Source organism: Mesorhizobium sp. 8 (assembly GCF_006351905.1).
Taxonomy (GTDB): domain Bacteria; phylum Pseudomonadota; class Alphaproteobacteria; order Rhizobiales; family Rhizobiaceae; genus Mesorhizobium; species Mesorhizobium composti.
Genome location: NZ_CP040914.1, coordinates 3,253,371 through 3,279,746, shown reverse-complemented (window position 1 = coordinate 3,279,746; position 26,376 = coordinate 3,253,371). Strand labels below are relative to the sequence as shown.

Sequence of the window (26,376 nt, the reverse complement as noted above, 5' to 3'; positions counted from 1 at the left end):
CTCGCCTTCTCTCCGGCCATGCTTTGAGGGTGCCTGTCAAGCGGCGCGATGCTTGGCGGAGTCCTTCACGGCGCGGAAAAACGCCTCGATCAGCACCGGGTCCTTGACGCCGGGCGCACTTTCCACGCCCGAGGATATATCGATGGCCGGCGGAGCGGCAACACGCAGCGCCTCGCCGATGTTGGCTGCATTGAGGCCGCCAGAGAGAAAATAATCCGTACCGCGCGGGACCGCGGACAGCAGCGACCAGTCGAACGACACGCCGTTGCCGCCGGGAAGCTCCGAGCCTTTCGGCGGCTTGGCATCGAACAGGAAGCGGTCAACGATACCGCGATAAGGCTCGATGGCCGCGAGGTCGGACGCGGTGCGCACGGAGAACGCCTTGACGATCGGCAGGCCGTAGCGCGCCTTGATTTCAGTCGCGCGCGCCGGCATCTCGCTGCCGTGAAGCTGGAGCAGGTCGGGCGCCATGACGGCAACGATGCGGTCGAGCAAGGCGTTGTCGGCATCGACGGTCACGGCGACGGCATGTGCGCGCCCCCGCGCCGCTTCCCGCAGGCGGCCGGCTTCTTCCGGCTCGACGTTGCGGGGGCTCTTGGGAAAAAAGATGAAGCCGACATGGCTGGCGCCGCCGGCAAGCGCGGCCTCCAGCGCCACGTCGGTCTTCAGGCCGCATATCTTGATGTCGAGCGGTTTACGGTCGGTCGTCATGACGGCGGATTGGCATGAATAATGGCCAGAGTCGAGGAAAAGCGTCGGTTGCAGGACGGTGCGAACGCGCTAGGTTCACCGTAACGAGCAACGGAGCGCATCATGGCGAACGAGAGAGCCGCAGACCTGAAAGCGAAGCTTGCGCAGGCGCACGCCGTGATCGCGCACCTCGTGGAACAGGCCTCCTACGACGGCGCGGAAGCGCAGCGCGCGCTCGCCTATTTCGAGAATGACCGCTTCGATCCGAACTTCCTGCCATGGCCGCGCCATGAGGACGAGGGACTGAGGCCGGAAGAACTGAATGCGGCGAACGACGATTGAGCCAACCGTGCGTCCTTCGAGGCTCGCTCCGCTCGCACCTCAGGATGAGGACCGTCTGATGCGAACTCTGTGACCAGTGTTTGTTCACGACCTCCCTCATCCTGAGGTGCGAGCGGAGCGAGCCTCGAAGGACGCACCATCTATTTCCTACCCCCTCACTCGAACGCGATCGCCTGCAGCGCGCCGCCGTTGCGCTTGAGCCAGGCCTTGCAGCGATCCGTATCCGGGCAAAGTTCCCCGCACAGCTTCCAGAATTTCGGCCCGTGGTTCATTTCCTTCAGATGCGCCACCTCGTGCGCGACGAGGTAGTTTATCACCGGCGGCGGCGCCATCATGATGCGCCACGAGAACGACAGGCTGCCGTCCGAGGTGCATGAGCCCCATCGGCTCGACGTATCCTTGAAACGGATCGCCTTGGCCTTGCGGCCGACGGCCTCGGTGTGTTTGTCCACCAGCGTCTCGATCTCGCGCTTGGCCTCGCGCTTGAGGAAATCTGCGATGCGGCGCGGCAGGTGCAGCCGGTCGCCATGGACGATCAGCAACGGCCCCGTCTCGTCCCTCGATACCTCGACCGTGCCGCGCTTGCCGGGCTCGTGCACGATCAGGTGCGGCACGCCGCGCACAGGAATGCGGATGCCGGGGCGCACCTGCGGCCGATCCGGCACCTTGGCCAATCGCTGTTCCAGCCAGCCGCGATGCCGGTCGAGGAATTTTTCCACCTCGCCGTGCCTGAGCCCCGGCGGCACGGTGATGCGCAGGCCCTGCCCGCCGGCGTCGATGCGCAGCGTCAGGCGCCGCGCCCGCTCGTTCTCGACGATGCGCAGCGGCAGCGTGCGGCCGGCGACCTGATGCTCGCGCTCCTCGACGGGACGCGGCGCCGGTTTCGTAAGAGAACGGAAGAAGCCGAGGGACATGGCGCGACGATAAGTGATTCGAGGTTCGGGATAGAACAAAAAAGAAACGGCGCCGTTGTAGCAGCGCCGTTCGTTCGCTTTTCCTAGAGGACCGCTCAGTCGTCGAGCAGGTTGGTGCCCTTGTCCTTGTCCTTGCCCTTCGAGGGCTTGTCCGAGGCAGGCTTGGCCGTGGTCGTCGGCGCGGTGTGCCGGTTGCGGTTGGCCATGAAGCGGTCGAACTCTTCCTGGTCCTTGGCACGGCGCAGTTCGCGGGCGTACTCATCGAATTCGCTCAGCATTTCGTCCAGCTTGCGACGCTCCTCGGCCAGGCGCTCCAGTTCCTTGTCGCGCCAGTCGTCGAAGGCGACGTTGCCGGTGCGGGCACCGTGGCCCCAGCGCTGCGCGCGGTCGGCACCGCGTCGGCAACCGGCGAAAACGCCGTCGGTGGCACGGTTGACGTCGCGCTTGAAGCCGTCAAGCCGGTCGCCCCAGATGATGTAGGCGAGCATGGCCAGGCCCAGCGGCCAGAACACGACGAAACCGATCACCATCAGCGCAATGGTCGCCGGCGTCCATGCCGGGCGGATCAAAGCAGATGCGTTCATTTTCTCCCGTTCCTTCCGTTCGAGGCAGCCAACCGGGCTGCTTCATTTCGAAATGGGAAAGGAAAAACGGTGATTCAAGACGCGACCGGTCAAAACCGGACAAGCCGTTGTGGCAGTTACTTCTTTTTGAGGCAGTCGAGGCCGACGACGGCAAGGCCCGCGACGAGACCCCAGAAGGCCGAGCCGATGCCGAACAGCGCGAGGCCCGAAGCGGTGACGGCAAACGTCACAGTCGCCGCCATGCGGCCGGCCTCGTCGCGCAGCGCGATGGCAAGCGCATTGGCAAGCGAGCCGAGCAGCGCCAGCCCCGCCACCAGCACGATCAGGCTTTGCGGCAAAACGGCGAAGATCGCCACCAGCGAGGCACCGAAAGCGGCGAAGACGAGATAGGCCAGCGCATAGAACGGCCCGGTCATCCAGCGTTTCGCGGGATCGGGGTGGACGTCCGGGCCGGTGCAGATGGCGGCCGAGATCGCCGCCAGGTTGGTGGTCGAAGCGCCGAACGGCGCGGTCAGCACCGACACCAGCCCGGTGACGCCGATCAGCGGACCGGGCGGCGGCTCGTAGCCGTCGGCGCGCAGCACCGCCAGGCCGGACAGGTTCTGCGAGGCCATGGTGACGAGATAGAGCGGCAACGCCAGACCGACGATCGCCGACACCGTGAACTGCGGCCGGATCCATGTCAGCGTCGAAAGCTCAGGCGCCGGCAGGCCACCGACACGGCCGGTGAGGAGGACGGCCAGCACGCCGCCGACCAGCACCACCAGCACCGACAGCGACGGGTTCCACAGCCGGACGAGGAAGAAGGCGGCGACCAGCGGCAGGATCAGCCACGGGTCGACGGGTACGGTCTTGGCCGCATTCATGGCGAAGGTGACGACGATGCCGGCCAGCATGCCTGAGGCGACCGAACCGGGTATCTTCGCGATCAGCCGCGTCAGCGGCCGGAACAGCCCGGTGGCGACAAGCAGCACGCCGGTGACGATGAAAGCGCCAACGGCCTCGGGCATGGTGAAGCCGGAGGAAGCGGCGATCAGTGCCGCGCCCGGCGTCGACCAGGCGGTGATGACCGGCATCTTTGTGCGCCAGGACAGCCAGCCTGTTTCCACCGCCATGGCGAGGCAGATGGCGGTGACCCAGCTTGCCGTCTCGACCTGGGTGGCGCCTACAGCGGCGGCGGCGGCGATGATGATCGCCAACGTGCCGCCGAAACCGACGATCGCCGCGACGAAGGCGGATGTTGGAATGGAGACGCGCATGTCAGGCCGCTCTTTCCACCATCGCCTCGACAGCGCCGACCAGCATGTCGAGGTCCTGCGGGCGCGACAGGCGGTGGTCGCCTTGCGGAATCAGCGACAGCGTCACGTCGTCGGCTGGCAGCAGGCTGGCGAGCTTCAGCGCATGGGCCGGCGGCACGTCCGGGTCGGCCAGCCCCTGCAGGATGTGCACCGGGCAATGCGTGTCGATCGGACCGGTCATGACGAGGTTATCGCGGCCGTCCTCGATCAGCGCGCGCGTATAGATGTAGGGTTCGTCCGAATACTCCGACGGCTCCTCGAAATAGCCGTTCTCGGCCAACGCCTTCTTCTGCCCGTCGGTCAATTGCGGTTCGACCAGTTCGGCGGTGAAATCCGGCGCTGGCGCCAGCAGCACCAGTCCGGCAACGCGATCCGCACCCGCCTTGCGCAATTCCTGCGCCATGCGCAGCGCGATCCAGGCGCCCATGGAAGAACCGACGAGAATCTGTCGGCCCGCGGTGAACCGGTCGAACACGGCGAGGCTCTGTGCGAGCCATCGGCTGATCGTGCCGTCGGCGAAGGCGCCGCCGGATTCGCCATGGCCGGAATAGTCATGGCGCAGGAAGGCGTGGCCCTGCCGCTTCGCCCATGCGCCCAGCGTTTCCGCCTTTGTGCCCAGCATGTCCGACTTGTAGCCGCCGAGCCACACCACGCCGGGCGCAGCACCCGTCTGGCGGCGAAAGGCGATGGGTGTTTCGTCGACATCGAGGAATTCGGGGGCGGCAGCGGCGGTTGGCGTCATGGCGGGTATTCCTGCGCGGGTGTTCCTGCAAGGACCCGCCTTGTGGCACAGCAGGCGACAGGCGGGAAGCGCTGCACCGGCTTCTTCTTTGGCGCAGATGCGGCACCGAAACGGGTGATTTATTGTGCGGCCTGTGCTATTGACACCGCGCTCGCGCTTCCCACATTGGCGCGTCTTGCAAACCATGAACCGAAACGGATCGAGGAGATCACGACCATTCGCAGACCTTTCAAAGCAGCGGCGCCCACCAAGGACGGCCCGCGCTCGAACATGGATATCCGGGTTCCACGGGTCCAGCTTATCGACGCCGACGGCAACAACCGCGGCGATGTTTCCATCAACGATGCGTTGCTGGCCGCCGAAGAGGCAGGCCTCGACCTCGTCGAGATTTCCCCCAACGCACAGCCGCCGGTCGTCAAGATTCTCGACCTCGGCAAGTTGAAATACGCCAACCAGAAGAAGGCAGCCGAGGCGCGCAAGAACCAGAAGGTCATCGAGATCAAGGAGATCAAGATGCGCCCGAACATCGACACGCACGACTACGACGTGAAGATGAAAGCGGTGCGCCGCTTCTTCGAGGAAGGAGACAAGGTCAAACTCACCCTGCGTTTCCGCGGGCGCGAGATGGCGCATATGGAACTCGGCATGCAACTCCTCAACAAAGTGCGCGAGGAAGTCGCGACCATCGCCAAGGTGGAGGCCGAGCCGAAGCTCGAAGGCCGCCAGATGATGATGGTGCTGGCGCCGCGCGGCTGAGCGACGACCGACGGACCGGGCGCTCTTGGGCGGGGCGCCCCGTTCACATGCAACAGGGCATAATGTGGGGGGCTGCCTTTCATGACCACCGACACTTCGCTGGACAACAAAATGGTCAACGGGCGGGAGCGCGGCGCACTCAGCCGATATCAATCCCTGCGCCGGCTGATGCTGGCGGCGCTGCTGGTGAGCCTGTTCGCCATACTCCTGTTCGGCCAGTCGCTGTTCCCGCCCGAGACGACCATGCACGAGGCCATCGAGATGTTCGGCGTGCTGCTGATCTTTCTCGGCATCGCCGGGCGCCTGTGGTCGACGCTCTACATCGGCGGCCGCAAGTCGGAGGAAGTGGTCGCCGACGGCCCCTATTCGATCACCCGCAATCCGCTCTACCTGTTTTCCAGCGTGGCGGCGGCCGGCGTTGGCGCGCAGATCGGATCATTCACGGCGATGATTGGCTTCGGCCTGATCTGCGCCGCGGCCTTTCATATCGTCATCCTGCGTGAGGAGCGTTTCCTGAAAAAGGCGATGGGAGCGCCCTACGAGGCCTACCTGAAGCGCGTTCCGCGCTTCTTCCCCGATCTGTCGCTCTATCAGGAAGGCAATACCGGCTCCTTCAAGCCGAGGCTTCTGCTCACCACCCTGCTCGACGGGCTCGTCTTCCTGGTCGCCCTGCCCTTCTTCGAGATGATCGACGCCGCACAGGTTTCGGGTTGGCTGCCGGTACTGTTCCGCTTGCCCTGAACCCGCACTGGCGGCGACGCCGCGCCGCAGGGCTGGGTGTTGCGCGCCGGCCCGCTTTGCAGTATACGGCCGCGTTCCTACAGAAAAGCCGCCCGGCAGGGCATGCCGTGGCGGACTTTCATGCTTTCCGGACTTTGGTCGTCCGGAGCGAAACAAGGGCAATGGTGCCCACCAAGAAGGAAAAGCAAAATGCCCAAGATGAAGACCAAATCGGCCGCCAAGAAGCGGTTCAAGATCACGGCGACCGGCAAGGTTCTGTCTGCCGCCGCCGGCAAGCGCCATGGCATGATCAAGCGCACCAACAAGTTCATCCGCGATGCCCGCGGCACGATGGTCCTGGCCGAACCCGACGGCAAGAAGGTCATCAAGAACTTCCTGCCGAACGGCCTCTGAGCCCGGCTGCGCACCGAATCTAAGGAGATCACGACATGGCACGCGTCAAGAGAGGCGTCACCGCCCACGCCAAGCACAAGAAGGTCCTGAAAGCCGCCAAGGGTTTTTACGGCCGCCGCAAGAACACCATCCGCATCGCCAAGCAGGCGGTGGAGAAGTCGCTGCAGTACGCCTACCGCGACCGCAAGGCACGCAAGCGCAACTTCCGCGCGCTCTGGGTGCAGCGCATCAACGCCGCCGTCCGCGAGCACGGCCTGACCTATGCCCGCTTCATCGACGGCCTCAACAAGGCCGGCATCGAGATCGACCGCAAGGTCCTGTCGGACATGGCCATCCACGAGCCGCAGGCCTTCGCCGCGCTGGTCGCCAAGGCCAAGACCGCGCTCGAATATCTGAAAGACACCACGCCGAACGCTTTTGAAAGCGCAGTCGCCTAAGGCCGCCGCGCTTCCCAAGCATTCGAAAATCTGATTTGGGAAACCCGCGCCGGCTGGGCTGGCGCGGGTTTTTCTTTGGCAGTGCGTCCTTCGAGGCTCGCTCCGCTCGCACCTCAGGATGAGGACCGCCGGCGCAAACCTCCCTCATCCTGAGGTGCGAGCGGAGCGAGCCTCGAAGGGCGCACAAACAAGACAACAAGACGGGCTTACACATGGATACCGGTACACTCGAATCTTCCATCCTCGCCGACATCGCCGCGAGCGGCGACGAGGCGGCGATCGAGGCGGTGCGCGTCGCAGCCCTCGGCAAGAAGGGCTCCGTCTCGGAGCTCCTGAAGACGCTGGGCGCGATGACGCCGGAGCAGCGCCAGACGCAGGGGCCGGCGATCAACGGGCTGAAGACGCGCGTCACCGAGGCGCTTGCCGCCCGCAAGACTGAACTGAAGGACGCGGCGATCACCGCAAGGCTGGCGGCCGAGACGGTGGACGTCACGCTGCCGGTGCGCGCCTCTCCGGCCGAGCGGGGCCGCATCCATCCGATCAGCCAAGTGATCGACGAGATCACCGCCATCTTCGGCGACCTCGGCTTCGCCATCGCCGAAGGACCGGACATCGAAACGGACTACTACAACTTCACCGCGCTGAATTTCCCCGAAGGGCACCCGGCGCGCGAGATGCATGACACCTTCTTCTTCCAGCCGAATGAGGCCGGCGAGCGCAAGGTGCTGCGCACGCACACCTCGCCCGTGCAGATCCGTACCATGGAAGCCTCGAGCCCACCGATCCGCATCGTCATCCCCGGCAAGACCTACCGGCAGGACTCGGACGCCACCCATTCGCCGATGTTCCACCAGGTGGAGGGGCTTGTGGTGGACCGGACCGCCAACGTCGCCAACATGAAGTGGGTGCTGGAGGAGTTCTGCAAGGCCTTCTTCGAGGTCAGCCAGGTGAAGATGCGCTTCCGCCCGTCCTTCTTCCCCTTCACGGAACCGTCGCTGGAAGTCGACATCCAGTGCGACCGCTCGCGGCCGGGCGAAGTGCGTTTCGGCGAGGGCAGCGACTGGATGGAAATCCTCGGCTGCGGCATGGTGCATCCCAACGTGCTGCGTGCCGGCGGGCTCGACCCGGATGAATACCAGGGCTTCGCCTGGGGCATGGGCATCGACCGCATCGCCATGCTGAAATACGGCATGCCGGATCTGCGCCCCTTCTTCGACGCCGACGTGCGCTGGCTGGCTCATTACGGCTTCCGCCCGCTCGACATGCCGACGCTGTTCGGAGGGCTGAGTTCATAGGTAGGGCAGCGGGGGCTGAACGAGAAAGCTTAAGAGATGAATGCACCCACTCTCCACGCCGGCGGCTGCCGCTGCGGTGCCGTACGCTTCGAGGCGAGCGCCGAGCCGCACCACATCAGCTATTGCCATTGCGGCGACTGCCGCAAGGCGAGCGGAGCGCCCGTCTCGGCCTTCGTCGGCTTCAAGACCGGTGAAGTGGCGCTCGACGGCAAGACGCTGAAGAGCTTCGAAAACGGCCCGGTGGCGCGCTCCTTCTGCGGCACCTGCGGCGCGCCGATCGCCTATGTCGATAGCCGCCTGCCGGACGACGTCTATTTCATGCTCGGCGCCTTCGACCAGCCAGCCTATTTCAAGCCCACGCACCACGCCCATGTGCGCGAGCAGCTTCCCTTTGTCCACATGCCGGACGGCCTGCCCCGACACCTGAAAGGCAGCGTCCCCAGACCCGACGGAACAGAAGAATGAAGTTCACCCTTTCCTGGCTCAAGGACCACCTTGAAACCGACGCAACACTGGCCGAGATCGTCGAGCGGCTGACGTCGATCGGACTCGAGGTCGAGCATGTCGACGACAAGGCGGCGCTGAAGCCTTTCGTCATCGCCAAGGTGCTGACGGCCGAGAAGCATCCCGACGCCGACAAGCTGCGCGTTCTGACAGTGGACATCGGCAATGGCGGCGCACCGGTGCAGGTCGTCTGTGGGGCTCCGAATGCCCGCGCGGGCCTGATCGGCGCTTTCGCCGCGCCCGGCACTTACGTTCCCGGCATCGACGTGACGCTCTCGGTCGGCAAGATCAGGGGCGTGGAAAGCCACGGCATGATGTGCTCGGAGCGCGAGCTCGAAATCTCCGACGAGCACAACGGCATCATCGACCTGCCCGCCGATGCGCCGGTCGGCACCAGCTTCGCCGCCTATGCCCATCTCGACGACCCGGTGATCGAGATCAACCTGACGCCGAACCGACCGGACGCCACCGGCGTGCACGGCATCGCCCGCGATCTCGCCGCCTCCGGCCTCGGCACGCTCAAGACCGCGCCTATCGAATCCGTTCCTGGCAAGGGCGCCTGCCCGGTCGAGGTCATCATCGAGGCACCGGACCTTTGCCACACCTTCGCGCTCAGGCTCGTACGCGGCGTGAAGAACGGGCCGTCGCCAAAGTGGATGCAGCAGCGGTTGATCGCCATCGGCCTGCGCCCCATCAACGCGCTGGTCGACATGACCAACTACATCACCTTCGACCGCGGCCGGCCGCTACATGTGTTCGACGCCAAGAAGGTCGCAGGCAACCTCGTCGTGCGGCGCGCGAAAGCGGGCGAGGAGGTGCTGGCGCTCGACGGCCGCACCTACAGGCTGACGCCCGCCATGTGCATCATCGCCGATGATAACGGCGTGGAGTCCATCGCCGGCGTGATGGGCGGCGAGCATTCCGGCTGCGACGAGACGACGACCGACGTGCTGATCGAGGCGGCGGTGTGGGAACCGCTCAACGTCGCCCGCACCGGCCGCTCGCTCGGCATCGTCACCGATGCCCGCTACCGCAACGAGCGCGGCATCGACCCGGCCTTCAACCGGCCGGGCATCGAGCTTGCCACCCGCATGGTGATGGAGCTTTGCGGCGGCGAGCCGTCGGAGGTGTTCACCGCCGGATGGACGGAAATCAAGCGCAAGGTCGTCGCCTTCCCGCTGACCGAGGTGAAGCGGCTGACCGGGCTCGAGGTTCCGCGCGCCGAAAGCCTCGATATCCTCAAGCGCCTCGGCTTCGAGCCGAAGGACGACGGCAAGGAGGTGGTGGACGTCACCGTGCCGAGTTGGCGGCCGGACGTCGACGGCAAGGCCGACCTCGTGGAGGAGGTAATGCGCATCCACGGCGTGGACGAGATCCATCCGCGTCCGCTCGCCGGCCACGATGCCGTCAATGGAAAGATCCTGACCACATTGCAGGTGCGCAGCCGCGCCGCCAAGCGGGCGCTCGCCGTGCGCGGCATGATGGAGGCCGTCACATGGTCGTTCATTCCGGCCAAACACGCCAAGCTGTTCGGCGGCGGCCAGCCGGCGCTGAAACTCGCCAATCCGATCGCCGCCGACATGTCGGACATGCGGCCTTCGCTGCTGCCTGGCCTGATCGCCGCCGCGCAGCGCAACGCCGACCGCGGCTACGGCGACGTGGCGCTGTTCGAGGTCTCGGGCATCTACGAGGATGATAAGCCCGAAGGTCAGCGGCGCGTCGCCGCCGGCGTGCGGCGCGGCACCGCCGGGCTGACTGGCGCCGGCCGCCATTGGGACGGCAATGCCGGCCCCGTCGGCGTATTCGACGCCAAGGCGGACGCCATCGCGGCGCTGGAAGCCTGCGGCGCACCGGTGGACCGATTGCAGGTCGAGCCCGGCGCGCCGGACTGGTATCACCCCGGCCGCTCCGGCCTGATAAAACTCGGGCCGAAAGTTGTGCTCGGCCACTTCGGCGAGTTCCATCCGAAGACGCTGGAAACGCTGGACGTCGCCGGCCCGCTGTGCGGCTTCGAGGTCTATGTCGACGCCGTGCCGGAGCCGAAGGCCAAGGCGACGAAGACCAAGCCGAAGCTCGACCTGTCCGCTTTCCAGGCGGTCAAGCGCGACTTCGCCTTCGTGGTCGACCGTACGGTCGAGGCCGGCGCGCTGAGCAAGGCAGCAGCCGCGGCCGACAGGAAGCTGGTGACGGGGGTCAACGTCTTCGACGTCTTCCAGGGCGCCGCACTCGGCCCGGACAAGAAATCGATCGCCATCGAAGTCTCGATCCAGCCGCTCGAGCGTACGCTGACCGACGAGGATTTCGAGGCGCTGGCGAAGAAGATCGTCGACAACGTCGCCAAGCAGACCGGCGGCGTGCTACGGGCGTAGCCTTCCTCCCAAAGGGACGACGCGTGCAGGATTCTGCGACATTTCGGTCCTGACCTTGTTCGCCGCTTGCGGGCGCGGCGAACACTTCATACATTGCGCGTGCGGGCCGGGCCCCTCTGACGTACGCGCCACCAAGCGTTCGTGATGTCGGACCGCTTTGATCGGGCCCGCTTGCGCACCATTCCGGAGCGGGTCATTGGAGGAAAGGATCCGATGCTCTCTGGAAAATCGCGCGCATTCACCCTGCTGGGTGCCCTGATGGTCGCCTTCACAATGGTATCGACGGACTTCGCCGAAGCGCGTCGCGGCGGCAGCTTCGGCAGCCGCGGCTCACGCACCTTCCAGCAAGCGCCGGCGACACCCACGGCACCGAACGCCGCGCGGCCTGTCGAGCGCTCGATGAGCCCGACAACCGCACCCAACGCCGCTACCCGCCAGCAGACGGGCGCAACACAACAACGGCCCGGCCTGTTCGGCGGCCTGGGCGGCTCGTTGATGCGTGGCATGCTGATCGGCGGGCTTCTTGGCATGCTGCTCGGCTACGGTTTCGGCGGCATGGCCGGCATGCTCGGCTTCCTCATCCAGCTTCTTCTGGCCGGTCTCGTCGTCATGCTGGCGCTGCGCTTTTTCCGTTCGCGTTCCACTCCGGCGACGGCCGGCGGCCCCAGCTTCGGGCAGCAGGAGCCCGGCAGTGGCAGCGCCGATTTTTTCGGGCGGAACGCGCATGCCCGCGAGCAGGCCGGCGAAAGGTCGGCAAGCCGGCCCGGACATGCCAGCGGTCGCGCCGGATCGTTCGCCATCCCCGGCTTCGGCGGTGCCGCCCCGGCATCCTCACAGGATATCGAACTCGGCCAGGCCGACCTCGATACGTTCGAGCGCCTGCTAGGCAAGGTGCAGGCAGCCTTCGCGGAAGAGGACCACACGGCGCTGCGGCGTCTGTGCACGCCCGAAATGGTCTCCTTCTTCTCCGAGGAACTCGCGGATAACGCCAAGAGCGGGATGCGCAACGACGTCACCGGCGTGAGGTTGCTGCAAGCCGATATCGCCGAAGCCTGGCGCGAGGACGGCGAGGACTATGCCACGGCGGCCTTCCGCTACGAATCGGTCGACCTGATGCGCGACCGAGCCACCGGCAAGGTGCTGGAAGGCGACGAAACGGCGCCGAGCGAGACGACGGAATTGTGGACCTTCGTACGCCGCGACGGCAAGGAGTGGAAGCTCTCCGCCATCCAGGAAACGGACCAGCCCGGCGCATAGGCGGGGCGGACGCCGTTTTCGTCGGACGGTCGAGCGAACCGGATTGCCGGCAGGCCCGAATTGCCCTGCGCCATTCCGGCCTGCCGTTCGAGGAGTAACTCGGACGCGTCAAAAACTGGCCGGATCAAGGCCCTGCCGTGAGTAGGCGAGCCTTGGCAGACGGGAAGAAACACCACTGCGACGGCGTTTCCCACCTGTGGCGCTCCTGTTCCGCAATACCCCCACCCGCTACGGCTGGATCGCGATCCTGCTGCATTGGCTGATTGCCGTGCTGTTCATCGGCCAGGTCGCGCTGGGGCTGGTCATGGTGCGCATCGCAAGCCAGCGCACGGCCTTCGAACTGATCCAGTGGCACAAATCTTTCGGCTTCCTGCTGCTCGGGCTGGTGCTCGTCCGGATCGGCTGGCGGCTGGGCAATGTCCGGCCGGCGCTGCCGGAAACGGTCGCGCCGATCGAACGCCGGGCGGCGCCATTGGTCCATGCCCTGCTCTACGCCGCGCAACTCATCGTCCCACTCAGCGGCTGGGCGCTGGTGTCGGTGTCGATGCTGGAGGTGCCGAGCGTGCCGTTCGACCTCTTCGTCATGCCGAACCTGCCGCTCGGCGCTTCCGACGCGGCCGAGGCGTTCTGGTCTGTCGCGCATGAATGGCTCGCCTGGATTGGCATCGCGCTGGCGGCGCTGCACATCCTTGCCGCACTGCGCCATCGTTTCCTGCTCCGCGACAGCGTCTTTCAGCGCATGATCGCGCCATCGTCCGGTGACGAACCTCGGGAATAGACCCGCTCCGTACTTCGTTCGTGTCAGGAAGGCCAGCCACGTCGAGCGGCCTTGCCCCAAGGACCGCAGCCATGTCCGTCCGTATGCTGGCGCTGCTTGCCGCGCTCTCGCTTCCCGTTTCCACGGCCTCGGCCGATGTCTCGCTCGGCGATGCCGCCGGCCGCTACAGCATCGGTGCCGGCGGCTCGTCGATCCGCTTCTCCATCGCCAAGCTGGGCGGCGGCGGGTTGAGCGGCGCTTTCGGCCGTTTCTCCGGCACGATTCGCATCGACGGCGCCGATGTCGGCCGCTCCAGCGTCGAGATCACCATCTTCCCTGACAGCGTCGGCACCGGCCAGGGCCGCATCGACGCCTTCCTGCGCTCCGACGCGGTCTTCGACAGCGCAAATGCGCCGCAGATCGTCTTCCGTTCCACCAGCGTGAAACGAACCGGCGACACCACCGCCGTCATCGCCGGGCGGCTGACCGCGCGCGGCAAGTCGTCGCCCGAGGTATTCACCGCCAGGCTGGACAGCCTGAAGCGCGGCACCGTCGCTTTCCACGTCACCGGCAAGGTGCTGCGCTCGCGCTACGGCATGGATGTCGGCACGCCGATCTACTCCAACGTCGTCGACTTCGACATGACCCTGATCGGCCGGCGCGGCTGATCCCTCGTCCTCCCGGCCATTGGCATGGGCGTCGTTTTCGGGCACACCTTGCCCGAAGGCGATGCGCAGGAGAGGAAAGATGTTCCGCTGGGGTGTTCTGTCGACGGCCAAGATCGGGCGCGAGCAGGTCCTGCCGGCCATCGCCGATGCCGAAAACGGCGTCCTTGCGGCGGTCGCCAGCCGCGATCCCGCCAAGGCGCGCGCGCTGGCGGACCGTTTCGGCGCGCCTCATGCCTTCGGCTCCTATGACGAACTGCTGGCCTCCCGGGAAGTGGACGGCGTCTATATCCCGCTGCCGACAGCACAGCATGTCGAATGGACGGCAAAGGCGATCGAAGCCGGCAAGCATGTGCTGGTGGAGAAGCCGCTGGCGCTGGATGCGACGGCCATAGAGCCGCTGATCGCGCTGCGCGACGCAAACAAGGTGCTGGTGTGCGAGGCCTTCATGGTCATCTACCACCCGCAGTGGATGAAGGTGCGCGAACTAGTGCAGGCGGGCGCCATCGGCCGGCTGCGGCATGTGCAAGGCGCCTTCAGCTACTACAACGTCGATCCGTCCAACATGCGCAACCGGCTCGACCTCGGCGGCGGCGCGCTGCCCGACATCGGTGTCTATCCGGTGGTCGCGGCGCGCTTCGTCACCAACAAGGAGCCCCTGCGCGTGCAGGCCACCGTCGAACGCGACGCCAGCTTCGGCACCGACGTCTATTCCTCAGTGCGTGCCGATTTCGGCGGCTTCGAGCTGTCCTTCTATGTCTCCACCCAGATGGCGGCGCGTCAGGCCATGGTCTTCCACGGCGACGAGGGCTTCATCGAGGTCGCCTCGCCGTTCAATGCCGGGCTCTACGACCATCACCGCGTCGAACTGCACAACCGGAAACATACGGAAGCGCAGATCTTCCGCTTTCCCGGCACGCAGCAGTATCGTCTCGAAGTCGAGACGTTTGCGCGCGCGGCGCAAAGCGGGGAAAAAGGGGAAGGCAAGGAGCGGGTGTTCACGCTAGAGGAATCGATCCTCAACCAGAAGGTCATCGACGCCATCTTTCGCGCCGGCAAGAAGGACGGATGGGAAACGGTGTGAGGGGATTGACCCTGGAGGAGCGACTGTCGTCATGACCGCCGACGCTGACGTCCTCATCGTCGGCGCAGGCCTGGCCGGCCTCGTCGCGGCCTGCGAACTGACCGACGCCGGCAAGAAGGTCGTCGTCCTCGACCAGGAGCCGGAACAGTCGCTGGGCGGGCAGGCCTTCTGGTCGTTCGGCGGCCTGTTGCTGATCGACTCGCCGGAGCAGCGGCGCATGCGCATCCGCGATTCTCGCGACCTCGCCTGGAGCGACTGGCTGGGCACCGCCGCCTTCGACCGGTCGGAGGATTTCTGGCCGCGCAAGTGGGCCGAGGCCTATGTCGCCTTCGCGGCAGGCGAGAAACGCGCCTGGCTGAGCGAGCGCGGGATGAAGTTCTTTCCCGTCGTCGGCTGGGCCGAGCGCGGCGGCGGCAATGCGTCGGGCCACGGCAATTCAGTGCCGCGCTTCCACATCGTCTGGGGCACCGGGCCGGGCGTGCTGGAGCCGTTCGTCGAGCGGGCGCGAGAAGCCGAGAAACGCGGCCTGTTAGCCTTCCGCTTCCGCCACCGGGTCGACGAGATTGTCACCACCAACGGCGCGGTGACAGGCTTGCGCGGTGCGGTGCTGGAGGAGAGCGGGGTCGCGCGCGGCGAGAAGAGTTCGCGCACGGTTGCCAGCGATTTCGAACTCGCTGCAGCCGCCGTCATCGTTTCTTCCGGCGGCATCGGCGCCAATCATGACCTGGTGCGGCAGAACTGGCCGGCGCGGCTGGGAGCGCCGCCAAGGCACATGATCACCGGTGTGCCGGACCATGTCGACGGCCGCATGCTGGCGATCACCGAGGCGGCTGGCGGCCGGCTCATCAACCGCGACCGCATGTGGCATTATGTCGAAGGCATCCGGAACTGGGCGCCGGTGTGGAGCGATCACGCCATCCGCATCCTGCCCGGCCCGTCCTCGATCTGGCTCGACGCCACCGGAAAGCGCCTGCCGCCGCCGCTCTATCCGGGCTTCGATACACTGGCGACGCTGGCGCATCTGCGCGGCACCGGCCACGACCATTCCTGGTTCATCCTGACCGAAAAGATCATCCGCAAGGAATTCGCGCTCTCCGGCTCGGAGCAGAACCCCGACCTGACGGGGAAAAGCTGGCGGCAAGTTCTCGGCCGCGCAACCTCCGGCATTCCGGGGCCTGTCAGGGCTTTCATAGAGAAGGGCGAAGACTTCATCATCGAGCGCGATCTGGCCAGGCTCGTCGAACGCATGAACGCGCTGATCGGCGGCGCGCCGCTGCTCGACATTGCGCGGGTCGAGCGCGAAATCCGCACCCGCGACCTGCAACTCGACAATCCGTTTTCCAAGGACGCGCAGGTCATCGCCCTGCGCGGGGCGCGAAACTATCTAGGCGACCGGCTGATCCGCACGGCAAAGCCGCACAGGATCCTCGACCCGGCCAACGGCCCCCTGATCGCGGTTCGCCTGAACATTCTCACCCGCAAGACGCTGGGTGGGCTGGAGACGGACCTCGACAGCCGCGTGCTCGGCCCCACCGGCGAGCCGGTGCCCGGCCTTTATGCAGCAGGCGAGGCGGCCGGTTTCGGCGGTGGCGGCATGCACGGTTACGCGGCGCTGGAAGGCACCTTCCTCGGCGGCTGCATCTTTTCCGGGCGCGCGGCCGGCCGCGCCGCAGCCAAGGCGGTTTGACTGGACCTTTTCCGCGAGCGTCGGAGCTCAGACGCCGAGATAGCGCTGCAGCAGTTCCGGCTGCTTCTTCAAGTCGGCCGCCGGCCCTTCATGCGCGATATGGCCGTTGTTGATGATGTAGACGCGGCTCGCAAGCGCCAGCGTGGCGGCGAGGTTCTGCTCCACCAGCACGATTGTCTGGCCGGCATCGGCAAGTTCGCGGCAGGCGCGCACCAGATCGTGCACGATGACCGGCGCAAGGCCCTCGAAGGGCTCGTCCAGCAACACGATCTTGGGATCTCGCACCAGCGCGCGGGCGATCGCCAGCATCTGCTGCTCGCCGCCGGACAGGTCGGTGCCGCGGCTGCTCCGCCGCTCCTTCAGCCGCGGGAACATGGTGTAGATGCGTTCCAGCGGCCATTTGTTCTGCGCCGTCAGGCCGGCGATGATGATGTTTTCCTCGACGTTCAGGCTGCCGAAGATGCGCCGGTTCTCGTGCACGAGCTGCATGCCGCGCCGGGCGATCGAGTGCGCCTTCTTGCCGGCGAGCTCCTCGCCGTCGAGCTTGACGGAACCCGTCTTCGGCGTGACGACGCCCATCAGGCTCTTCAGCGTCGTACTCTTTCCCGCGCCGTTGCGGCCGAGCAGAGCCACGACCTCGTTCTTCTCGACTTTGAGGCCGACGTCGAACAGGATGTGGCTGTCGCCGTAGTAGCTGTTCAGTCCGCTGACTTCGAGCAGGCTCATGCCACTTCTCCATGCACGCCGCCGAGATAGGCTTCCTGCACCTTCGCGTTGGTCTTGATCTCGGCCGGCGTGCCTTCGACCAATACCCTGCCCTCCTGCAACACCGTCACCTTGCCGACCAGTTCGAACAGGGAATCCATGTCGTGATCGATGATGATCATGGTACGGCCACGGGCGATCGACTTGAGCAGCGCCACCGTCTCGACACGCTCGCTGGGGCTCATGCCGGCCAGCGGTTCGTCGAGCAGGAGAAGGCTGGGCGATGTCGCCAGCGCCAGGCCGATCTCCAGCCGCCGCTTCTCGCCATAGGCCAGTTCCGAGACCGGCGTGTCGAGACGGGCGGTGAGGTTGACGAGTGCCGCGGTGCGCTCGACCTGATCCTCCAGCCCCGGAACGCTGCGGATGGACTTGAACAGGTCCAGCTTGAACTTTCCGCGCGTTTCGCCAAGCGCCGCGATCATGAGATTGCGCCGAACCGTCAGCCGGTCGAACAGCTGGTTGATCTGGTAGCTCTTGGTCAGGCCGAGCTGGCAGACGTCGGTCACGCCCATGCCGGTGATGTCGCGGCCCTCGAAGACGATCTTGCCGGCGCTCGGCTCGACCTCGCAGGTGAGCATCTTGAAGAAGGTGCTTTTTCCCGCGCCGTTCGGGCCGATGATGCCGCGCATCTCGCCATGGTCGACGGAAAAGTCGATGTCGCTGTTGGCGGCAAGGCCGCCATAGCGCTTGGTAAGCCCGGTCGCCTGCAGGATCGGCCCCGAGGTCTGGGCGTCGTCGCGGCGGCGCGCCGGCATGGCCTCGACCGCCGCAGCCTTGGCCTCGCTCGAAGCCGCCACCGGCGCGGCGGCCTTCGCCCTATCGCTTCTGGCCATCCGGTAGAGATCGTCGATGGCGCCGACGATACCGCGCCGCAGGAACACGACCAGAAGCACGAAGACGATGCCGAGCACCAGCTTCCAGGTCGGGCCGAGATGCAGCACGTTCTGGAAGAAGTCGCTGAGGTAAAGCCACACGGTCGCGCCGATCAGCGGCCCGAACAGCGTGCCGGCGCCGCCGATGGCCGTCTGCATGACCAGTTGGCCCGACGTGTCGAACATGAAGGCGTCCGGCGGCATGAAACCCTGCATCGTGGCCAGCAGGCCGCCGGCGAAGCCGGCATAGATCGCCGCCACGACGAAGGCGGTCAGCTTGTAGCCGTGGATGTTGTGGCCGAGCGCGCTAGCGCGCAGGGGATTGTCGCGGATCGCCGAGAGGATCGCGCCGACCGGCGAGCGCACGATGCGCAACGCAATGACGATGCCGACGAAGTACCAGAACGCCAGGAACGTATACATCGTCCAGTCGGTATCGAACTTCAGCACCGTGAAACCGAGATTGAACACCGGCGTTGGCACGCCGGGCAGGCCGTTCTCGCCGCCGGTATAGGCCGACAACGGGTTGAATTCGGCGAAGAAGAAGACCTCCGCGATCGCCACCGTGATCATGGCGAAATAGATGCCCGTGCGCTTGAGCGCGATCAGGCCGACCAGATAGCCGACGACACCCGCCACGATCGCTCCGATGACGATGGAGAGCATGACATAGGGGAAGCCGGCCTCAGTCAGAAGATAGGCGGCGAACATGCCGCCGGTGCCGTAGAAGGCCGACTGGCCGAAGGAGAGCAGCCCGGTGTAGCCGAACAGGATATCGAAGCCGAGGCCGAACAGGCCCCAGATCAGGATGCGATTGATGGTCGAGGGCGAGAAGCCGAGATGGGGCAGCACGAACGGCGCCAGGAGCAGCGCCAGGGCGGTGAAGAGTTCGACGAGGTAGGGGCGTTTGATCTGCATGGGGAACGCCCTTACTCGCGGCCGGCCTGGCCGAGCAGCCCGTGCGGGCGCAGCACCAGCACCAACGTCATCGCTACGAACAGCATGATCTGGGAATAGGCCGGGTTGAACATCGTGGTGATGGAGATGATCTCGCCGGCGATGAGGCCGCCGATGACGGCGCCTGGGAAGGAGCCGACGCCGCCGATGACGACGACGACGAAGGTCTGCACGAGGATCGCCTCGCCGACGTCGGGCGCGATCGACACCACCGGCGCGTTGACGATGCCGGCGAAGCCGGCCGCCATGGCGCCGATGCCGAACACCAGCATGAACACCTTGTAGACGTTGATGCCGAGCGAATCGACCATCACGGAGTCTTCGATGCCGGCGCGCACGATCATGCCGATGCGCGTCTTGTAGAGAACGAAATAGAGCACCAGCAGCGCCACCGCGACGATGCCGAGCAGCGCCAGGCGGTAGGTCGGGTAGATCATGAAGCCGAGGTCGGTGATGCCGACCAGCGGGCCGGGCGGCGGCACCGTCTGCGACAGGCTGCCGAAGAAAAAGCGCACCGTCTCGACGAAGACAATGCCGAGGCCGAAGGTAACGAGAAGCTGGTCCTCATGCGGCCGCGTATAGAAATGGCGGATGACGAGCCGTTCCACCACCACGCCCACCAGCATGACGAACAGCGACCCCGCGACGACCGCGGCGAGGAAGGAGTCCGTATAGGTGTAGGTCACCCAGCCGGCATAGCCGCCCAGCATGAACATCGCGCCATGCGCGAGGTTCAGCACGCCGAGCGTGCCGTAGATGATCGTCAGGCCGGAAGAGATCAGGGCCAGAAGCGCGCCGGTCACCAGCCCGTTGAAGCATTGCGATATGAAGTTGGCCCAGTTGATCACGCCGATGCCCGTTCCAAGATTGATGATGATCCTGTCGGATGCCGGCACGCCCGCCGGTGTGGTGGGCGTGCCGGAGATCCGGCGACTTTACTATGACGAGCCGTGACGAGGCGGAGGCACTGCGTGCACGCGCCGGCCGCGACCCTGGAAGACCCTTCTCCGCGGCTGGCCGCGGAGAAGGCACGTCGACGATCAGGTATAGTCGCCGAGCTGGCAGCCGAATTCGTCCGGCTTCTGCATCAGGCCTTCGCCTGGGACGACTTCGAGGACTTCCCAGAAATCCTCGTCGTTCTTCATGTCCTTCTTGGCCTTGCCGCGGACGATGACGACGGGGCGGATGCACTGGTGGTCTTCGGGCCGGTAGTGGACATCGCCGAGCAGCGAGGGAATGGTCTCGCCCTTCTCGTACTGCTTGATGACGTCCGGCGGATAGAAGCTGCCGGCTTCCGAAACCATGCGCGCCCAATGGGCGAAGCTGACGTAGCTGTTCTCGGCGCCCCATTCCGGCCGGTAGCCGTACTTGGCTTGGAAGGCCTCGACGAACTGCTTTGCCAGCGGATACTGGTCTTCCTGCGTCCACCAGAAATCGGTCGCCGCGAACACGCCCTCGGTGATGTCCGGTCCCACTTCCTTGGCCAGGAACGGGATCTGGTAGGGGATGACGAGCGTCATCTTGGGCAGGAGGCCGAACTGCTTGGCCTGCTGCGTCGACAGCACCGCGTCGCGGCCCCAGTTGACGTTGATGAGGAACTCGGCGCCGGAATTGGCAATGTTGGTGAGATACTGGCTGTAGTCCTGGGTGCCGAGCGGCGACACCTGGTTGGTGACCATCTCCCAACCGCCATTGGCGGTCAGGTAGTCGTTGACTGACTTGGTCACGGTGTGGCCGTAGGTGTAGTCCGGCGTCATGAACGCCGCCTTCTTGCCCTTGCCGAATTGCTTCAAGAGCACCGGGCCGATCGCGGCGGCGGCGGTCTGGCCGAAGAAATTCTGGCGGAAGCCGTAGCGCACGCAGTCCTTGCCGGTGGTGTCGTTGGAGCCGGAAATGCCGGCCACGTAGAGGATCTTCTCACGCTGGGCGAACTTGTTGAGCGCAACCGCCACGGCCGAGGAGGTCGAACCGGTCATCAGGATGATCTTGTTGTCGTTGATGAAGGTCTGCACGGCCTGCACCGCGTTGTTGGGCTTGGCGGCCGAGTCGGCCGAGAGCAGCTTGACCTGCTTGCCGAGCAGGCCCTTGTCGACCTTCGGCGCGATCGCCTTCATCAGTTCGTGGCCGGTGTTGATATGCTCGACGGCCAGTTCCCAGCCCTTGAGTTCGTCAGCGCCCTGCACCGCATAGCTGCCCGTCAGCGGCACGGCCGCCGCGACGTTGACCGTATCGCCCTCGCTGCCCGCCGGCCAGGTACCGATCGCCGGCTTGTCGTCGGCCCAGACCACGGTCGGCATGACTGGCAGCATCGCTGCGCCGGCAAAGCCTGCGCTCGCCCTCAGCGCCTCGCGGCGCGTCCAGCCGCTTTTCAGATTACGAGACATATATTCTCCTCCCTTTTTTCAGACCGGCACACAGCCGACACCCGGGATTGTCAGGGAAGGACGATTCGCCCGGCCATAGTCGCGCCCGGACGCACGGCGCGCCCAACGCGAAAACACTGCCGGCTCAGCTCCTCCACCGAATCCGGTTTGCAGTAAACGGCAGCAAGCTGAGCAAAACCTGACGTCAAGCTGATCTGAAACTGATTTTTTAGTTGCCCTGTCCCGCACCGATGGCCTTGTCGAGCGCGCCGACAAGTGTGGCCAGTCCACCTGCCACGGCCGGCCGATTGTCGGCGCCCTTGCGCAAGGCGATCACCTGGTCTTCCAGATAGAGCGCAGCGGAACTGACCGCCGCATGGCCGAACGTGCCTGCAGCGCCGGCAAGACGGTGCGCGACGAGTTCGATGGCCGCGAGGCAGTCGGGCTGCCCACCCGCCGTTTCCATCGCATCGAGAACGCCTGCGAGCCTGGCGAGGGTAGCGCGATCCTCAGCCAGCCGGAGCGCGAACGTGCCGTCCGGATCGAGAAGGGCAAGGTCGGCGGCGCTCGGCCCGTCAGCCATGGGCGGCCGCGCGATGGCGCTCGACCAGCCGATAGCCGATGCCGCGGCGCGTCTCGACCACGGCTTCGGCGCCGGCAGCGCGCAGGGTCTGGCGCAGCTTGTAGACATGCGCCTCGATGGCGTTACCGGATACCTCGTCGTTGTAGCCGTAAAGCGCCTCCTCGATCATCCGCTTCGGCGTCATATGATTCTTACGGCGGGCGAGCAGCTCGAGCAGCTGGAATTGCTTGCGCGTCAGCGGCACGCTGGCGCCGTCGACGACGGCCTCCAGCGCATCGCGATCGACAACGATGTTGGCGACGGTAAGCCGGCTGTCCTTCAGCGGGGAAGGCCGGCGCAGCAGCGCCGTGACGCGCGCCCTCAGTTCCGGAACCGCGAAGGGCTTCACCAGATAATCGTCGGCGCCGCTGGCCAACCCGCTGACCTTGTCCTCGACCTTGCTGCGCGCCGTCATCATCAGGATCGGTGTGGCGATGGCGCGCTTGCGCATCTCGCGCACAAGGTCGAGCCCGTCGCGGTCCGGCAGGCCGAGGTCGACGACCATCAGCGCATAGTCGGTGTCGCGGGCGGCGAGCAACGCGTCCTCGGCGAAGCCGATGACGTCGACGGTGAGGCCGAGCGCGCGCAGTTCGCGCCCGACAAGACCGGCGACGTCGCGATCGTCCTCGACGACAAGAATACGCGCCTGGGCGGCGGCCAAGGCAAAGCCGTCGCCGAAAGCGGCGCCTTCGGCCGAATCCGCGACCGCTGCGCTGTTTGCCATGCCGTCAGCCCCTTTGCTGACGGTGATTGTGTGAGGCTTGTGAGCCAAAAACAAGAGGTCTACAAATCTTACCTGGCCGCGCCGGCGGTCCAACAAGGGAGAAATCTCCCGCAGGAGGAGGAAACATGGCGGCTTCGGTGCTGATTGCCGACGACGATGCGAGCATATCGCGTGCGCTGCGTTTCCTGATGCAGCGCGAGGGTCACAACGTGCGCACCGCGGCCGACGGCGAGCAGGCGCTGGCCGCAATCGAAGGCGAACGTCCGGACGTCATACTGCTCGACCTGATGATGCCGAAGGGCAATGGCTACGAAATCTGTCGCAAGCTGCGCGCCGACCGGCGCTACGACGGCATCCGCATCGTCATGCTCACGGCCAAGGGTGGCGAGGCCGACCAGCGCGTCGGCATGGACCTCGGCGCCGACGCCTATATTTCCAAGCCCTTCGCCATAGCCGAAGTCGTCGCCTGCGTGCGGGCCGTGCTGGCGTGCGGGCAGGAGCGGCCGGCGACCCGCCGGCACGCAGCGCGCGCGGCTGCCGGCATCGCCAATCCCTAGGGAGCACCCGGACCGATGCTGCGTCGAACGGCAAGACGGGACCGCATGGTGGGTTTGTTCGCAGCCGGCACGATCCTGCTCAATCCCCCCATCCTGAACCTCGTCGGCGGCACGCTGTTCGGCTGGCCGGCGCTCTACCTCTATCTCTTCGGCGTGTGGGGCCTGCTCATCGCCGTCATCGGCCTGATCAGCGAAGGCAGCGCCGGCCAGGCGAACGAGCGCGACAAGGACAGTGCCTCGCGATGAGCCAGTCGATCCTCGTCGCGGTCGCCGTCGCCTATCTTTTGCTGCTGTTCGCCGTGGCCTGGCTGGTGGAGCGCGGCTCGGGCCGCGTTTCGCGGCTGACCGGATCGAGCATCGTCTACACTTTGTCGCTGGCGGTCTATTGCAGTTCCTGGACCTTCAACGGCGGTGTCGGCAAGGCTTCGCAGACCGGCCTCGATTTCCTGCCGATCTACCTGGGACCGACGCTGGCCTTCTGCCTCGGCCCGATCATGATCCGCCGGATGCTGCGCATCAGCCACGCCAACCGCATCACCTCCATCGCCGACCTGATCGGCGCCCGCTTCGGCAAGAGCGGTGGCCTGGCGGCCCTGGTCACCATCATCACCGTGATCGGACTGGTGCCCTATATCGCACTGCAGCTCAAATCCATCTCCGTCGGATTTTCGGCGCTGAGCGCCGGCTTCGGCCCGGCGCAGCCGGCGAGCGAGCCGATGCTGACGGACGGCGCCCTGTGGGCGGCGGTGGTGCTGACGATCTTCGCCATGCTGTTCGGCAGCCGCTCGATCAGCCCCGACGAGCATCATCCGGGCATGGTCGTGGCCGTGGCGCTGGAATCGCTGCTCAAGCTGGTCTGCCTCACCGCCATCGGCCTGTTCGTCGGCTACGGCCTGTTCAACGGCTTCGGCGACCTGTTCTCGCAGGCCGCGACCATTCCCGACATCCAAGCCGTCTTCCAGGAGGCTCCCGCCAACTACGGCTACAACTGGATCGCCATGACGTTTCTGGCTTTCGCGGCGATCTTCTGCCTGCCGCGCCAGTTCCAGGTCATGGTGGTCGAAAACACCGACGAACGCCATCTCGACCGGGCCCTGTGGCTGTTCCCGCTCTACCTGCTGGCGATCAACCTGTTCGTCCTACCGATCGCCATCGCCGGGCGCATCATGCTGCCGGTCGACACCGACCCCGACAACCTGGTGCTGTCGCTGCCGCTGGCGGCAGGCCATCCGGAACTGGCGCTGATCGCCTTCCTCGGCGGCTTGTCGGCCTCGGCCTCGATGGTGGTGGTGGAGACGACGGCGCTCAGCCTGATGGTGTGCAACGACGTGGTGATGCCGGCGCTGCTGCGCATCCGCTCGCTCGGGCTGGAAAACAAGCCGGACCTGACGCGGCTTCTGTTGTGGGTGCGGCGTCTGGTGATGGTCGTGGTGATGGCGCTCGGTTACTTCTACATGCGCCACGACAGCGCGCCCTTCGCCCTCGTCTCGATCGGGCTGATGTCGTTCGTGGCGGTGGCGCAGTTCGCCCCGGCCATCCTCGGCGGCCTTTTCTGGCGCGGCGCCTCCAAGGCCGGCGCCTTCGCCGGCATCACCACCGGCTTCCTCGTCTGGTTCTATACGCTGCTCATCCCCTCCTTTTCGCGCTCAGGCGCACTGGGCGAGGAATTCATCGCCCACGGCCTGTTCGGCATCGAATTGCTGAAGCCCTATGCGCTGTTCGGGCTGGAGGGGCTGGACCCGGTGACGCACAGCACCTTCTGGACGATGCTCGCCAATATCGGCGCCTTCTTCTTCGTCTCGCTGTTCGTGCGCCAGAGCCCGGTCGAGCGGGCGCGCGCGGCGATGTTCCTCGGCGTCGCCGATCCCGACGAGGAAGCCCGCTTCTGGCGGCGCACGGCGTTGGTCCCCGACCTGATGTCGCTGACCGCGCGCTTCCTCGGCCGCGAGAAGGCGGTGGCCGCCTACGCCAGCTTCGCCCGCACGCGCGGCGTTGACCCGGCGACCGCCGTGCAGGCTGACGCCGAAACTGTGCTGTTCTACGAAAGGCTGCTGGCCGGCGTGATCGGCGCGGCTTCGGCGCGCGTGCTGGTCGGCTCCATCGTCGAGGAGGAATCGCTCGGCGTCGACGAGATGATGCGCATCCTCGACGAGACGTCGCGCGTTATCGAGGCCAACCGGCAGCTGGAGGAGAAATCGCAGGCGCTGGAGGCGGCGACGACGGAACTGAAGGCCGCCAACGCGCGGCTGCAGGTGCTCGACCGGCTCAAGGACGACTTCGTCGTCACCGTCAATCACGAACTGAGGACGCCGCTGGCGTCGATCCGCGCCTTCTCGGAGATTCTGCGCGACAATCCGGACCTGCCGACGGACGAGCGGCTGGATTTCCTGCGCATCGTCGTCACCGAATCCGAGCGGCTGACGCGGCTGATCAACCAGTTGCTCGACCTATCAAAGATCGAGGCGACAGGATCGATGCCGGCCGACAAGGCCTCCGTCGACCTAGCCGCCGTGGTGCGTGAATCCGCCGCCTCCATGCAACAGGTCTTCGCCCAAAGCCGCGTCAGGCTCGCCATCAAGATCGACGCCGATCCCGCTTTCGTCGTCGGCGACCACGACCGGCTGGTGCAGGTCGTCATCAACCTGCTCGGCAACGCCGCCAAATTCTCGCCGCCCGGTCGCGGCAAGGCGCTGCTCGCGCTGCGGCGGGCCGGCGAGCACCTGGAGCTCTCGGTAACCGACAACGGGCCCGGTATCCGCACGGAGGACCGGGAGGTGGTGTTCGAGCGCTTCCGCCAACTCGGCGACACGATGAGCGACAAACCGCAGGGCGCCGGCCTCGGCCTCGCCATCTCGCAGCGCATCGTGGCGCAGCATGGCGGCCGCATCTGGGTGGAGGGTGGCCGCGACGGCGGCGCCGTCTTCAAGGTCCGGCTGAAGGCCGCCCGCACGAAGGCGCCGGCTGCCGGGCGCATTCGGGTTCCAGCCGGCTGATCCCGGTC

27 protein-coding genes are annotated in these 26,376 nt (G+C 66.0%); 16 read left to right on the top strand and 11 right to left on the bottom strand.

The genetic code is table 11. The features are described from left to right. Positions 1 to 36 precede the first annotated feature (36 nt). On the bottom strand, positions 37 to 711 hold the full coding sequence (locus FGU64_RS15950) for a phosphoribosylanthranilate isomerase (RefSeq protein WP_139954076.1): 675 nt from the start codon (positions 709 to 711) through the stop codon (positions 37 to 39). A 102-nt stretch (positions 712 to 813) separates the two neighbouring features. On the opposite strand from FGU64_RS15950, the gene FGU64_RS15945 reads away from it, so the two are divergent. After that, positions 814 to 1,032: a hypothetical protein gene (locus FGU64_RS15945; RefSeq protein ID WP_139954075.1), complete on the top strand. Its 219-nt coding sequence runs from the start codon at positions 814 to 816 to the stop codon at positions 1,030 to 1,032. 155 nt (positions 1,033 to 1,187) lie between these two features. On the opposite strand, the gene FGU64_RS15940 is transcribed toward FGU64_RS15945, so the two are convergent. The 4 genes from FGU64_RS15940 to FGU64_RS15925 form a co-directional block, all read right to left on the bottom strand. Continuing rightward, a complete protein-coding gene (locus tag FGU64_RS15940) occupies positions 1,188 to 1,946 on the bottom strand; it encodes a M48 family metallopeptidase (protein WP_139954074.1) in 759 nt (252 codons plus the stop codon). A 95-nt stretch (positions 1,947 to 2,041) separates the two neighbouring features. Continuing rightward, on the bottom strand, positions 2,042 to 2,530 hold the full coding sequence (locus FGU64_RS15935; RefSeq protein WP_139954073.1) for a DUF2852 domain-containing protein: 489 nt from the start codon (positions 2,528 to 2,530) through the stop codon (positions 2,042 to 2,044). 116 nt (positions 2,531 to 2,646) lie between these two features. After that, positions 2,647 to 3,789 carry a benzoate/H(+) symporter BenE family transporter gene (locus tag FGU64_RS15930; RefSeq protein ID WP_139954072.1) on the bottom strand — a complete coding sequence of 381 codons (1,143 nt, stop codon included), beginning with the start codon at positions 3,787 to 3,789 and terminating at the stop codon, positions 2,647 to 2,649. 1 nt (position 3,790) lies between these two features. Next, positions 3,791 to 4,570, bottom strand: a complete 780-nt coding sequence (locus tag FGU64_RS15925; protein WP_139954071.1) for an alpha/beta hydrolase — start codon at positions 4,568 to 4,570, stop codon at positions 3,791 to 3,793. Between the two features lie 216 nt (positions 4,571 to 4,786). Between FGU64_RS15925 and infC the strand changes: the two genes are divergently transcribed. The 12 genes from infC (at position 4,787) to FGU64_RS15865 (ending at position 16,515) form a co-directional block, all read left to right on the top strand. Then, positions 4,787 to 5,326, top strand: coding sequence for a translation initiation factor IF-3 (gene infC / locus FGU64_RS15920; RefSeq protein ID WP_136354977.1), 540 nt, complete (start codon positions 4,787 to 4,789; stop codon positions 5,324 to 5,326). Between the two features lie 111 nt (positions 5,327 to 5,437). After that, on the top strand, positions 5,438 to 6,067 hold the full coding sequence (locus FGU64_RS15915; protein ID WP_139955409.1) for an isoprenylcysteine carboxylmethyltransferase family protein: 630 nt from the start codon (positions 5,438 to 5,440) through the stop codon (positions 6,065 to 6,067). A 189-nt stretch (positions 6,068 to 6,256) separates the two neighbouring features. Beyond that, entirely contained in the window at positions 6,257 to 6,460 is a 204-nt protein-coding gene (rpmI, locus tag FGU64_RS15910; RefSeq protein WP_136354172.1) for a 50S ribosomal protein L35, read from the top strand. 35 nt (positions 6,461 to 6,495) lie between these two features. Further along, entirely contained in the window at positions 6,496 to 6,897 is a 402-nt protein-coding gene (gene rplT, locus FGU64_RS15905) for a 50S ribosomal protein L20 (RefSeq protein ID WP_136354170.1), read from the top strand. 212 nt (positions 6,898 to 7,109) lie between these two features. Continuing rightward, a complete protein-coding gene (gene pheS / locus FGU64_RS15900) occupies positions 7,110 to 8,192 on the top strand; it encodes a phenylalanine--tRNA ligase subunit alpha (protein ID WP_139954070.1) in 1,083 nt (360 codons plus the stop codon). A 36-nt stretch (positions 8,193 to 8,228) separates the two neighbouring features. Next, positions 8,229 to 8,657 carry a GFA family protein gene (locus FGU64_RS15895; protein WP_139954069.1) on the top strand — a complete coding sequence of 143 codons (429 nt, stop codon included), beginning with the start codon at positions 8,229 to 8,231 and terminating at the stop codon, positions 8,655 to 8,657. Beyond that, positions 8,654 to 11,065 carry a phenylalanine--tRNA ligase subunit beta gene (gene pheT, locus FGU64_RS15890; RefSeq protein ID WP_139954068.1) on the top strand — a complete coding sequence of 804 codons (2,412 nt, stop codon included), beginning with the start codon at positions 8,654 to 8,656 and terminating at the stop codon, positions 11,063 to 11,065. The genes FGU64_RS15895 and pheT overlap by 4 nt, the downstream gene beginning before the upstream one ends. 213 nt (positions 11,066 to 11,278) lie before the next feature. Further along, a complete protein-coding gene (locus FGU64_RS15885; RefSeq protein ID WP_139954067.1) occupies positions 11,279 to 12,322 on the top strand; it encodes a Tim44 domain-containing protein in 1,044 nt (347 codons plus the stop codon). A gap of 196 nt (positions 12,323 to 12,518) precedes the next feature. Next, positions 12,519 to 13,100: a cytochrome b gene (locus FGU64_RS15880; protein ID WP_139954066.1), complete on the top strand. Its 582-nt coding sequence runs from the start codon at positions 12,519 to 12,521 to the stop codon at positions 13,098 to 13,100. Between the two features lie 71 nt (positions 13,101 to 13,171). Further along, positions 13,172 to 13,747 carry a YceI family protein gene (locus FGU64_RS15875; RefSeq protein ID WP_139954065.1) on the top strand — a complete coding sequence of 192 codons (576 nt, stop codon included), beginning with the start codon at positions 13,172 to 13,174 and terminating at the stop codon, positions 13,745 to 13,747. 79 nt (positions 13,748 to 13,826) lie between these two features. Then, positions 13,827 to 14,828, top strand: a complete 1,002-nt coding sequence (locus FGU64_RS15870) for a Gfo/Idh/MocA family oxidoreductase (protein ID WP_139954064.1) — start codon at positions 13,827 to 13,829, stop codon at positions 14,826 to 14,828. A 31-nt stretch (positions 14,829 to 14,859) separates the two neighbouring features. Beyond that, positions 14,860 to 16,515, top strand: a complete 1,656-nt coding sequence (locus FGU64_RS15865; protein ID WP_139954063.1) for an FAD-binding dehydrogenase — start codon at positions 14,860 to 14,862, stop codon at positions 16,513 to 16,515. A 27-nt stretch (positions 16,516 to 16,542) separates the two neighbouring features. On the opposite strand, the gene FGU64_RS15860 is transcribed toward FGU64_RS15865, so the two are convergent. The 6 genes from FGU64_RS15860 to FGU64_RS15835 form a co-directional block, all read right to left on the bottom strand. After that, entirely contained in the window at positions 16,543 to 17,241 is a 699-nt protein-coding gene (locus FGU64_RS15860) for an ABC transporter ATP-binding protein (RefSeq protein ID WP_139954062.1), read from the bottom strand. Then, the gene (locus FGU64_RS15855; RefSeq protein ID WP_139954061.1) at positions 17,238 to 19,070 is read right to left on the bottom strand and encodes a branched-chain amino acid ABC transporter ATP-binding protein/permease; all 1,833 of its coding nucleotides are present in this window, start codon (positions 19,068 to 19,070) and stop codon (positions 17,238 to 17,240) included. The genes FGU64_RS15860 and FGU64_RS15855 overlap by 4 nt, the downstream gene beginning before the upstream one ends. A gap of 11 nt (positions 19,071 to 19,081) precedes the next feature. Beyond that, positions 19,082 to 19,957: a branched-chain amino acid ABC transporter permease gene (locus FGU64_RS15850; RefSeq protein ID WP_139954060.1), complete on the bottom strand. Its 876-nt coding sequence runs from the start codon at positions 19,955 to 19,957 to the stop codon at positions 19,082 to 19,084. Between the two features lie 192 nt (positions 19,958 to 20,149). Next, complete coding sequence (locus FGU64_RS15845) at positions 20,150 to 21,493, bottom strand: substrate-binding protein (RefSeq protein WP_139954059.1); 1,344 nt, start codon at positions 21,491 to 21,493, stop codon at positions 20,150 to 20,152. Between the two features lie 208 nt (positions 21,494 to 21,701). Further along, positions 21,702 to 22,055: an Hpt domain-containing protein gene (locus tag FGU64_RS15840; RefSeq protein WP_180375553.1), complete on the bottom strand. Its 354-nt coding sequence runs from the start codon at positions 22,053 to 22,055 to the stop codon at positions 21,702 to 21,704. Further along, positions 22,048 to 22,818: a response regulator transcription factor gene (locus tag FGU64_RS15835; protein ID WP_139954057.1), complete on the bottom strand. Its 771-nt coding sequence runs from the start codon at positions 22,816 to 22,818 to the stop codon at positions 22,048 to 22,050. Before FGU64_RS15835 ends, FGU64_RS15840 begins: the two co-directional genes overlap by 8 nt. 125 nt (positions 22,819 to 22,943) lie before the next feature. On the opposite strand from FGU64_RS15835, the gene FGU64_RS15830 reads away from it, so the two are divergent. Genes FGU64_RS15830 through FGU64_RS15820 form a run of 3 tightly spaced genes read left to right on the top strand, consistent with a single transcriptional unit; the run spans position 22,944 to position 26,368 of the window. Next, a complete protein-coding gene (locus tag FGU64_RS15830; protein ID WP_139954056.1) occupies positions 22,944 to 23,375 on the top strand; it encodes a response regulator in 432 nt (143 codons plus the stop codon). Positions 23,376 to 23,420: 45 nt separating this feature from the next. Then, complete coding sequence (locus FGU64_RS15825) at positions 23,421 to 23,621, top strand: hypothetical protein (protein ID WP_210239034.1); 201 nt, start codon at positions 23,421 to 23,423, stop codon at positions 23,619 to 23,621. Beyond that, positions 23,618 to 26,368 (top strand): sensor histidine kinase, encoded by a 2,751-nt coding sequence (locus FGU64_RS15820; protein WP_139954054.1) that lies wholly within the window; start codon positions 23,618 to 23,620, stop codon positions 26,366 to 26,368. Before FGU64_RS15825 ends, FGU64_RS15820 begins: the two co-directional genes overlap by 4 nt. The last annotated feature ends 8 nt before the right edge of the window (positions 26,369 to 26,376 follow it).

Excerpts from the sequence above, each read along its gene's own strand:
- FGU64_RS15950 (WP_139954076.1), bottom strand. The coding sequence starts at position 711 with ATGACGACCGACCGTAAACCGCTCGACATCAAGATATGCGGCCTGAAG.
- FGU64_RS15945 (WP_139954075.1), top strand. The coding sequence starts at position 814 with ATGGCGAACGAGAGAGCCGCAGACCTGAAAGCGAAGCTTGCGCAGGCG.
- FGU64_RS15940 (WP_139954074.1), bottom strand. The coding sequence starts at position 1,946 with ATGTCCCTCGGCTTCTTCCGTTCTCTTACGAAACCGGCGCCGCGTCCC.
- FGU64_RS15935 (WP_139954073.1), bottom strand. The coding sequence starts at position 2,530 with ATGAACGCATCTGCTTTGATCCGCCCGGCATGGACGCCGGCGACCATT.
- FGU64_RS15930 (WP_139954072.1), bottom strand. The coding sequence starts at position 3,789 with ATGCGCGTCTCCATTCCAACATCCGCCTTCGTCGCGGCGATCGTCGGT.
- FGU64_RS15925 (WP_139954071.1), bottom strand. The coding sequence starts at position 4,570 with ATGACGCCAACCGCCGCTGCCGCCCCCGAATTCCTCGATGTCGACGAA.
- FGU64_RS15915 (WP_139955409.1), top strand. The coding sequence starts at position 5,438 with ATGGTCAACGGGCGGGAGCGCGGCGCACTCAGCCGATATCAATCCCTG.
- rpmI (WP_136354172.1), top strand. The coding sequence starts at position 6,257 with ATGCCCAAGATGAAGACCAAATCGGCCGCCAAGAAGCGGTTCAAGATC.
- rplT (WP_136354170.1), top strand. The coding sequence starts at position 6,496 with ATGGCACGCGTCAAGAGAGGCGTCACCGCCCACGCCAAGCACAAGAAG.
- pheS (WP_139954070.1), top strand. The coding sequence starts at position 7,110 with ATGGATACCGGTACACTCGAATCTTCCATCCTCGCCGACATCGCCGCG.
- FGU64_RS15895 (WP_139954069.1), top strand. The coding sequence starts at position 8,229 with ATGAATGCACCCACTCTCCACGCCGGCGGCTGCCGCTGCGGTGCCGTA.
- pheT (WP_139954068.1), top strand. The coding sequence starts at position 8,654 with ATGAAGTTCACCCTTTCCTGGCTCAAGGACCACCTTGAAACCGACGCA.
- FGU64_RS15885 (WP_139954067.1), top strand. The coding sequence starts at position 11,279 with ATGCTCTCTGGAAAATCGCGCGCATTCACCCTGCTGGGTGCCCTGATG.
- FGU64_RS15875 (WP_139954065.1), top strand. The coding sequence starts at position 13,172 with ATGTCCGTCCGTATGCTGGCGCTGCTTGCCGCGCTCTCGCTTCCCGTT.
- FGU64_RS15870 (WP_139954064.1), top strand. The coding sequence starts at position 13,827 with ATGTTCCGCTGGGGTGTTCTGTCGACGGCCAAGATCGGGCGCGAGCAG.
- FGU64_RS15865 (WP_139954063.1), top strand. The coding sequence starts at position 14,860 with ATGACCGCCGACGCTGACGTCCTCATCGTCGGCGCAGGCCTGGCCGGC.
- FGU64_RS15860 (WP_139954062.1), bottom strand. The coding sequence starts at position 17,241 with ATGAGCCTGCTCGAAGTCAGCGGACTGAACAGCTACTACGGCGACAGC.
- FGU64_RS15855 (WP_139954061.1), bottom strand. The coding sequence starts at position 19,070 with ATGCAGATCAAACGCCCCTACCTCGTCGAACTCTTCACCGCCCTGGCG.
- FGU64_RS15845 (WP_139954059.1), bottom strand. The coding sequence starts at position 21,493 with ATGTCTCGTAATCTGAAAAGCGGCTGGACGCGCCGCGAGGCGCTGAGG.
- FGU64_RS15840 (WP_180375553.1), bottom strand. The coding sequence starts at position 22,055 with ATGGCTGACGGGCCGAGCGCCGCCGACCTTGCCCTTCTCGATCCGGAC.
- FGU64_RS15835 (WP_139954057.1), bottom strand. The coding sequence starts at position 22,818 with ATGGCAAACAGCGCAGCGGTCGCGGATTCGGCCGAAGGCGCCGCTTTC.
- FGU64_RS15830 (WP_139954056.1), top strand. The coding sequence starts at position 22,944 with ATGGCGGCTTCGGTGCTGATTGCCGACGACGATGCGAGCATATCGCGT.
- FGU64_RS15825 (WP_210239034.1), top strand. The coding sequence starts at position 23,421 with ATGGTGGGTTTGTTCGCAGCCGGCACGATCCTGCTCAATCCCCCCATC.
- FGU64_RS15820 (WP_139954054.1), top strand. The coding sequence starts at position 23,618 with ATGAGCCAGTCGATCCTCGTCGCGGTCGCCGTCGCCTATCTTTTGCTG.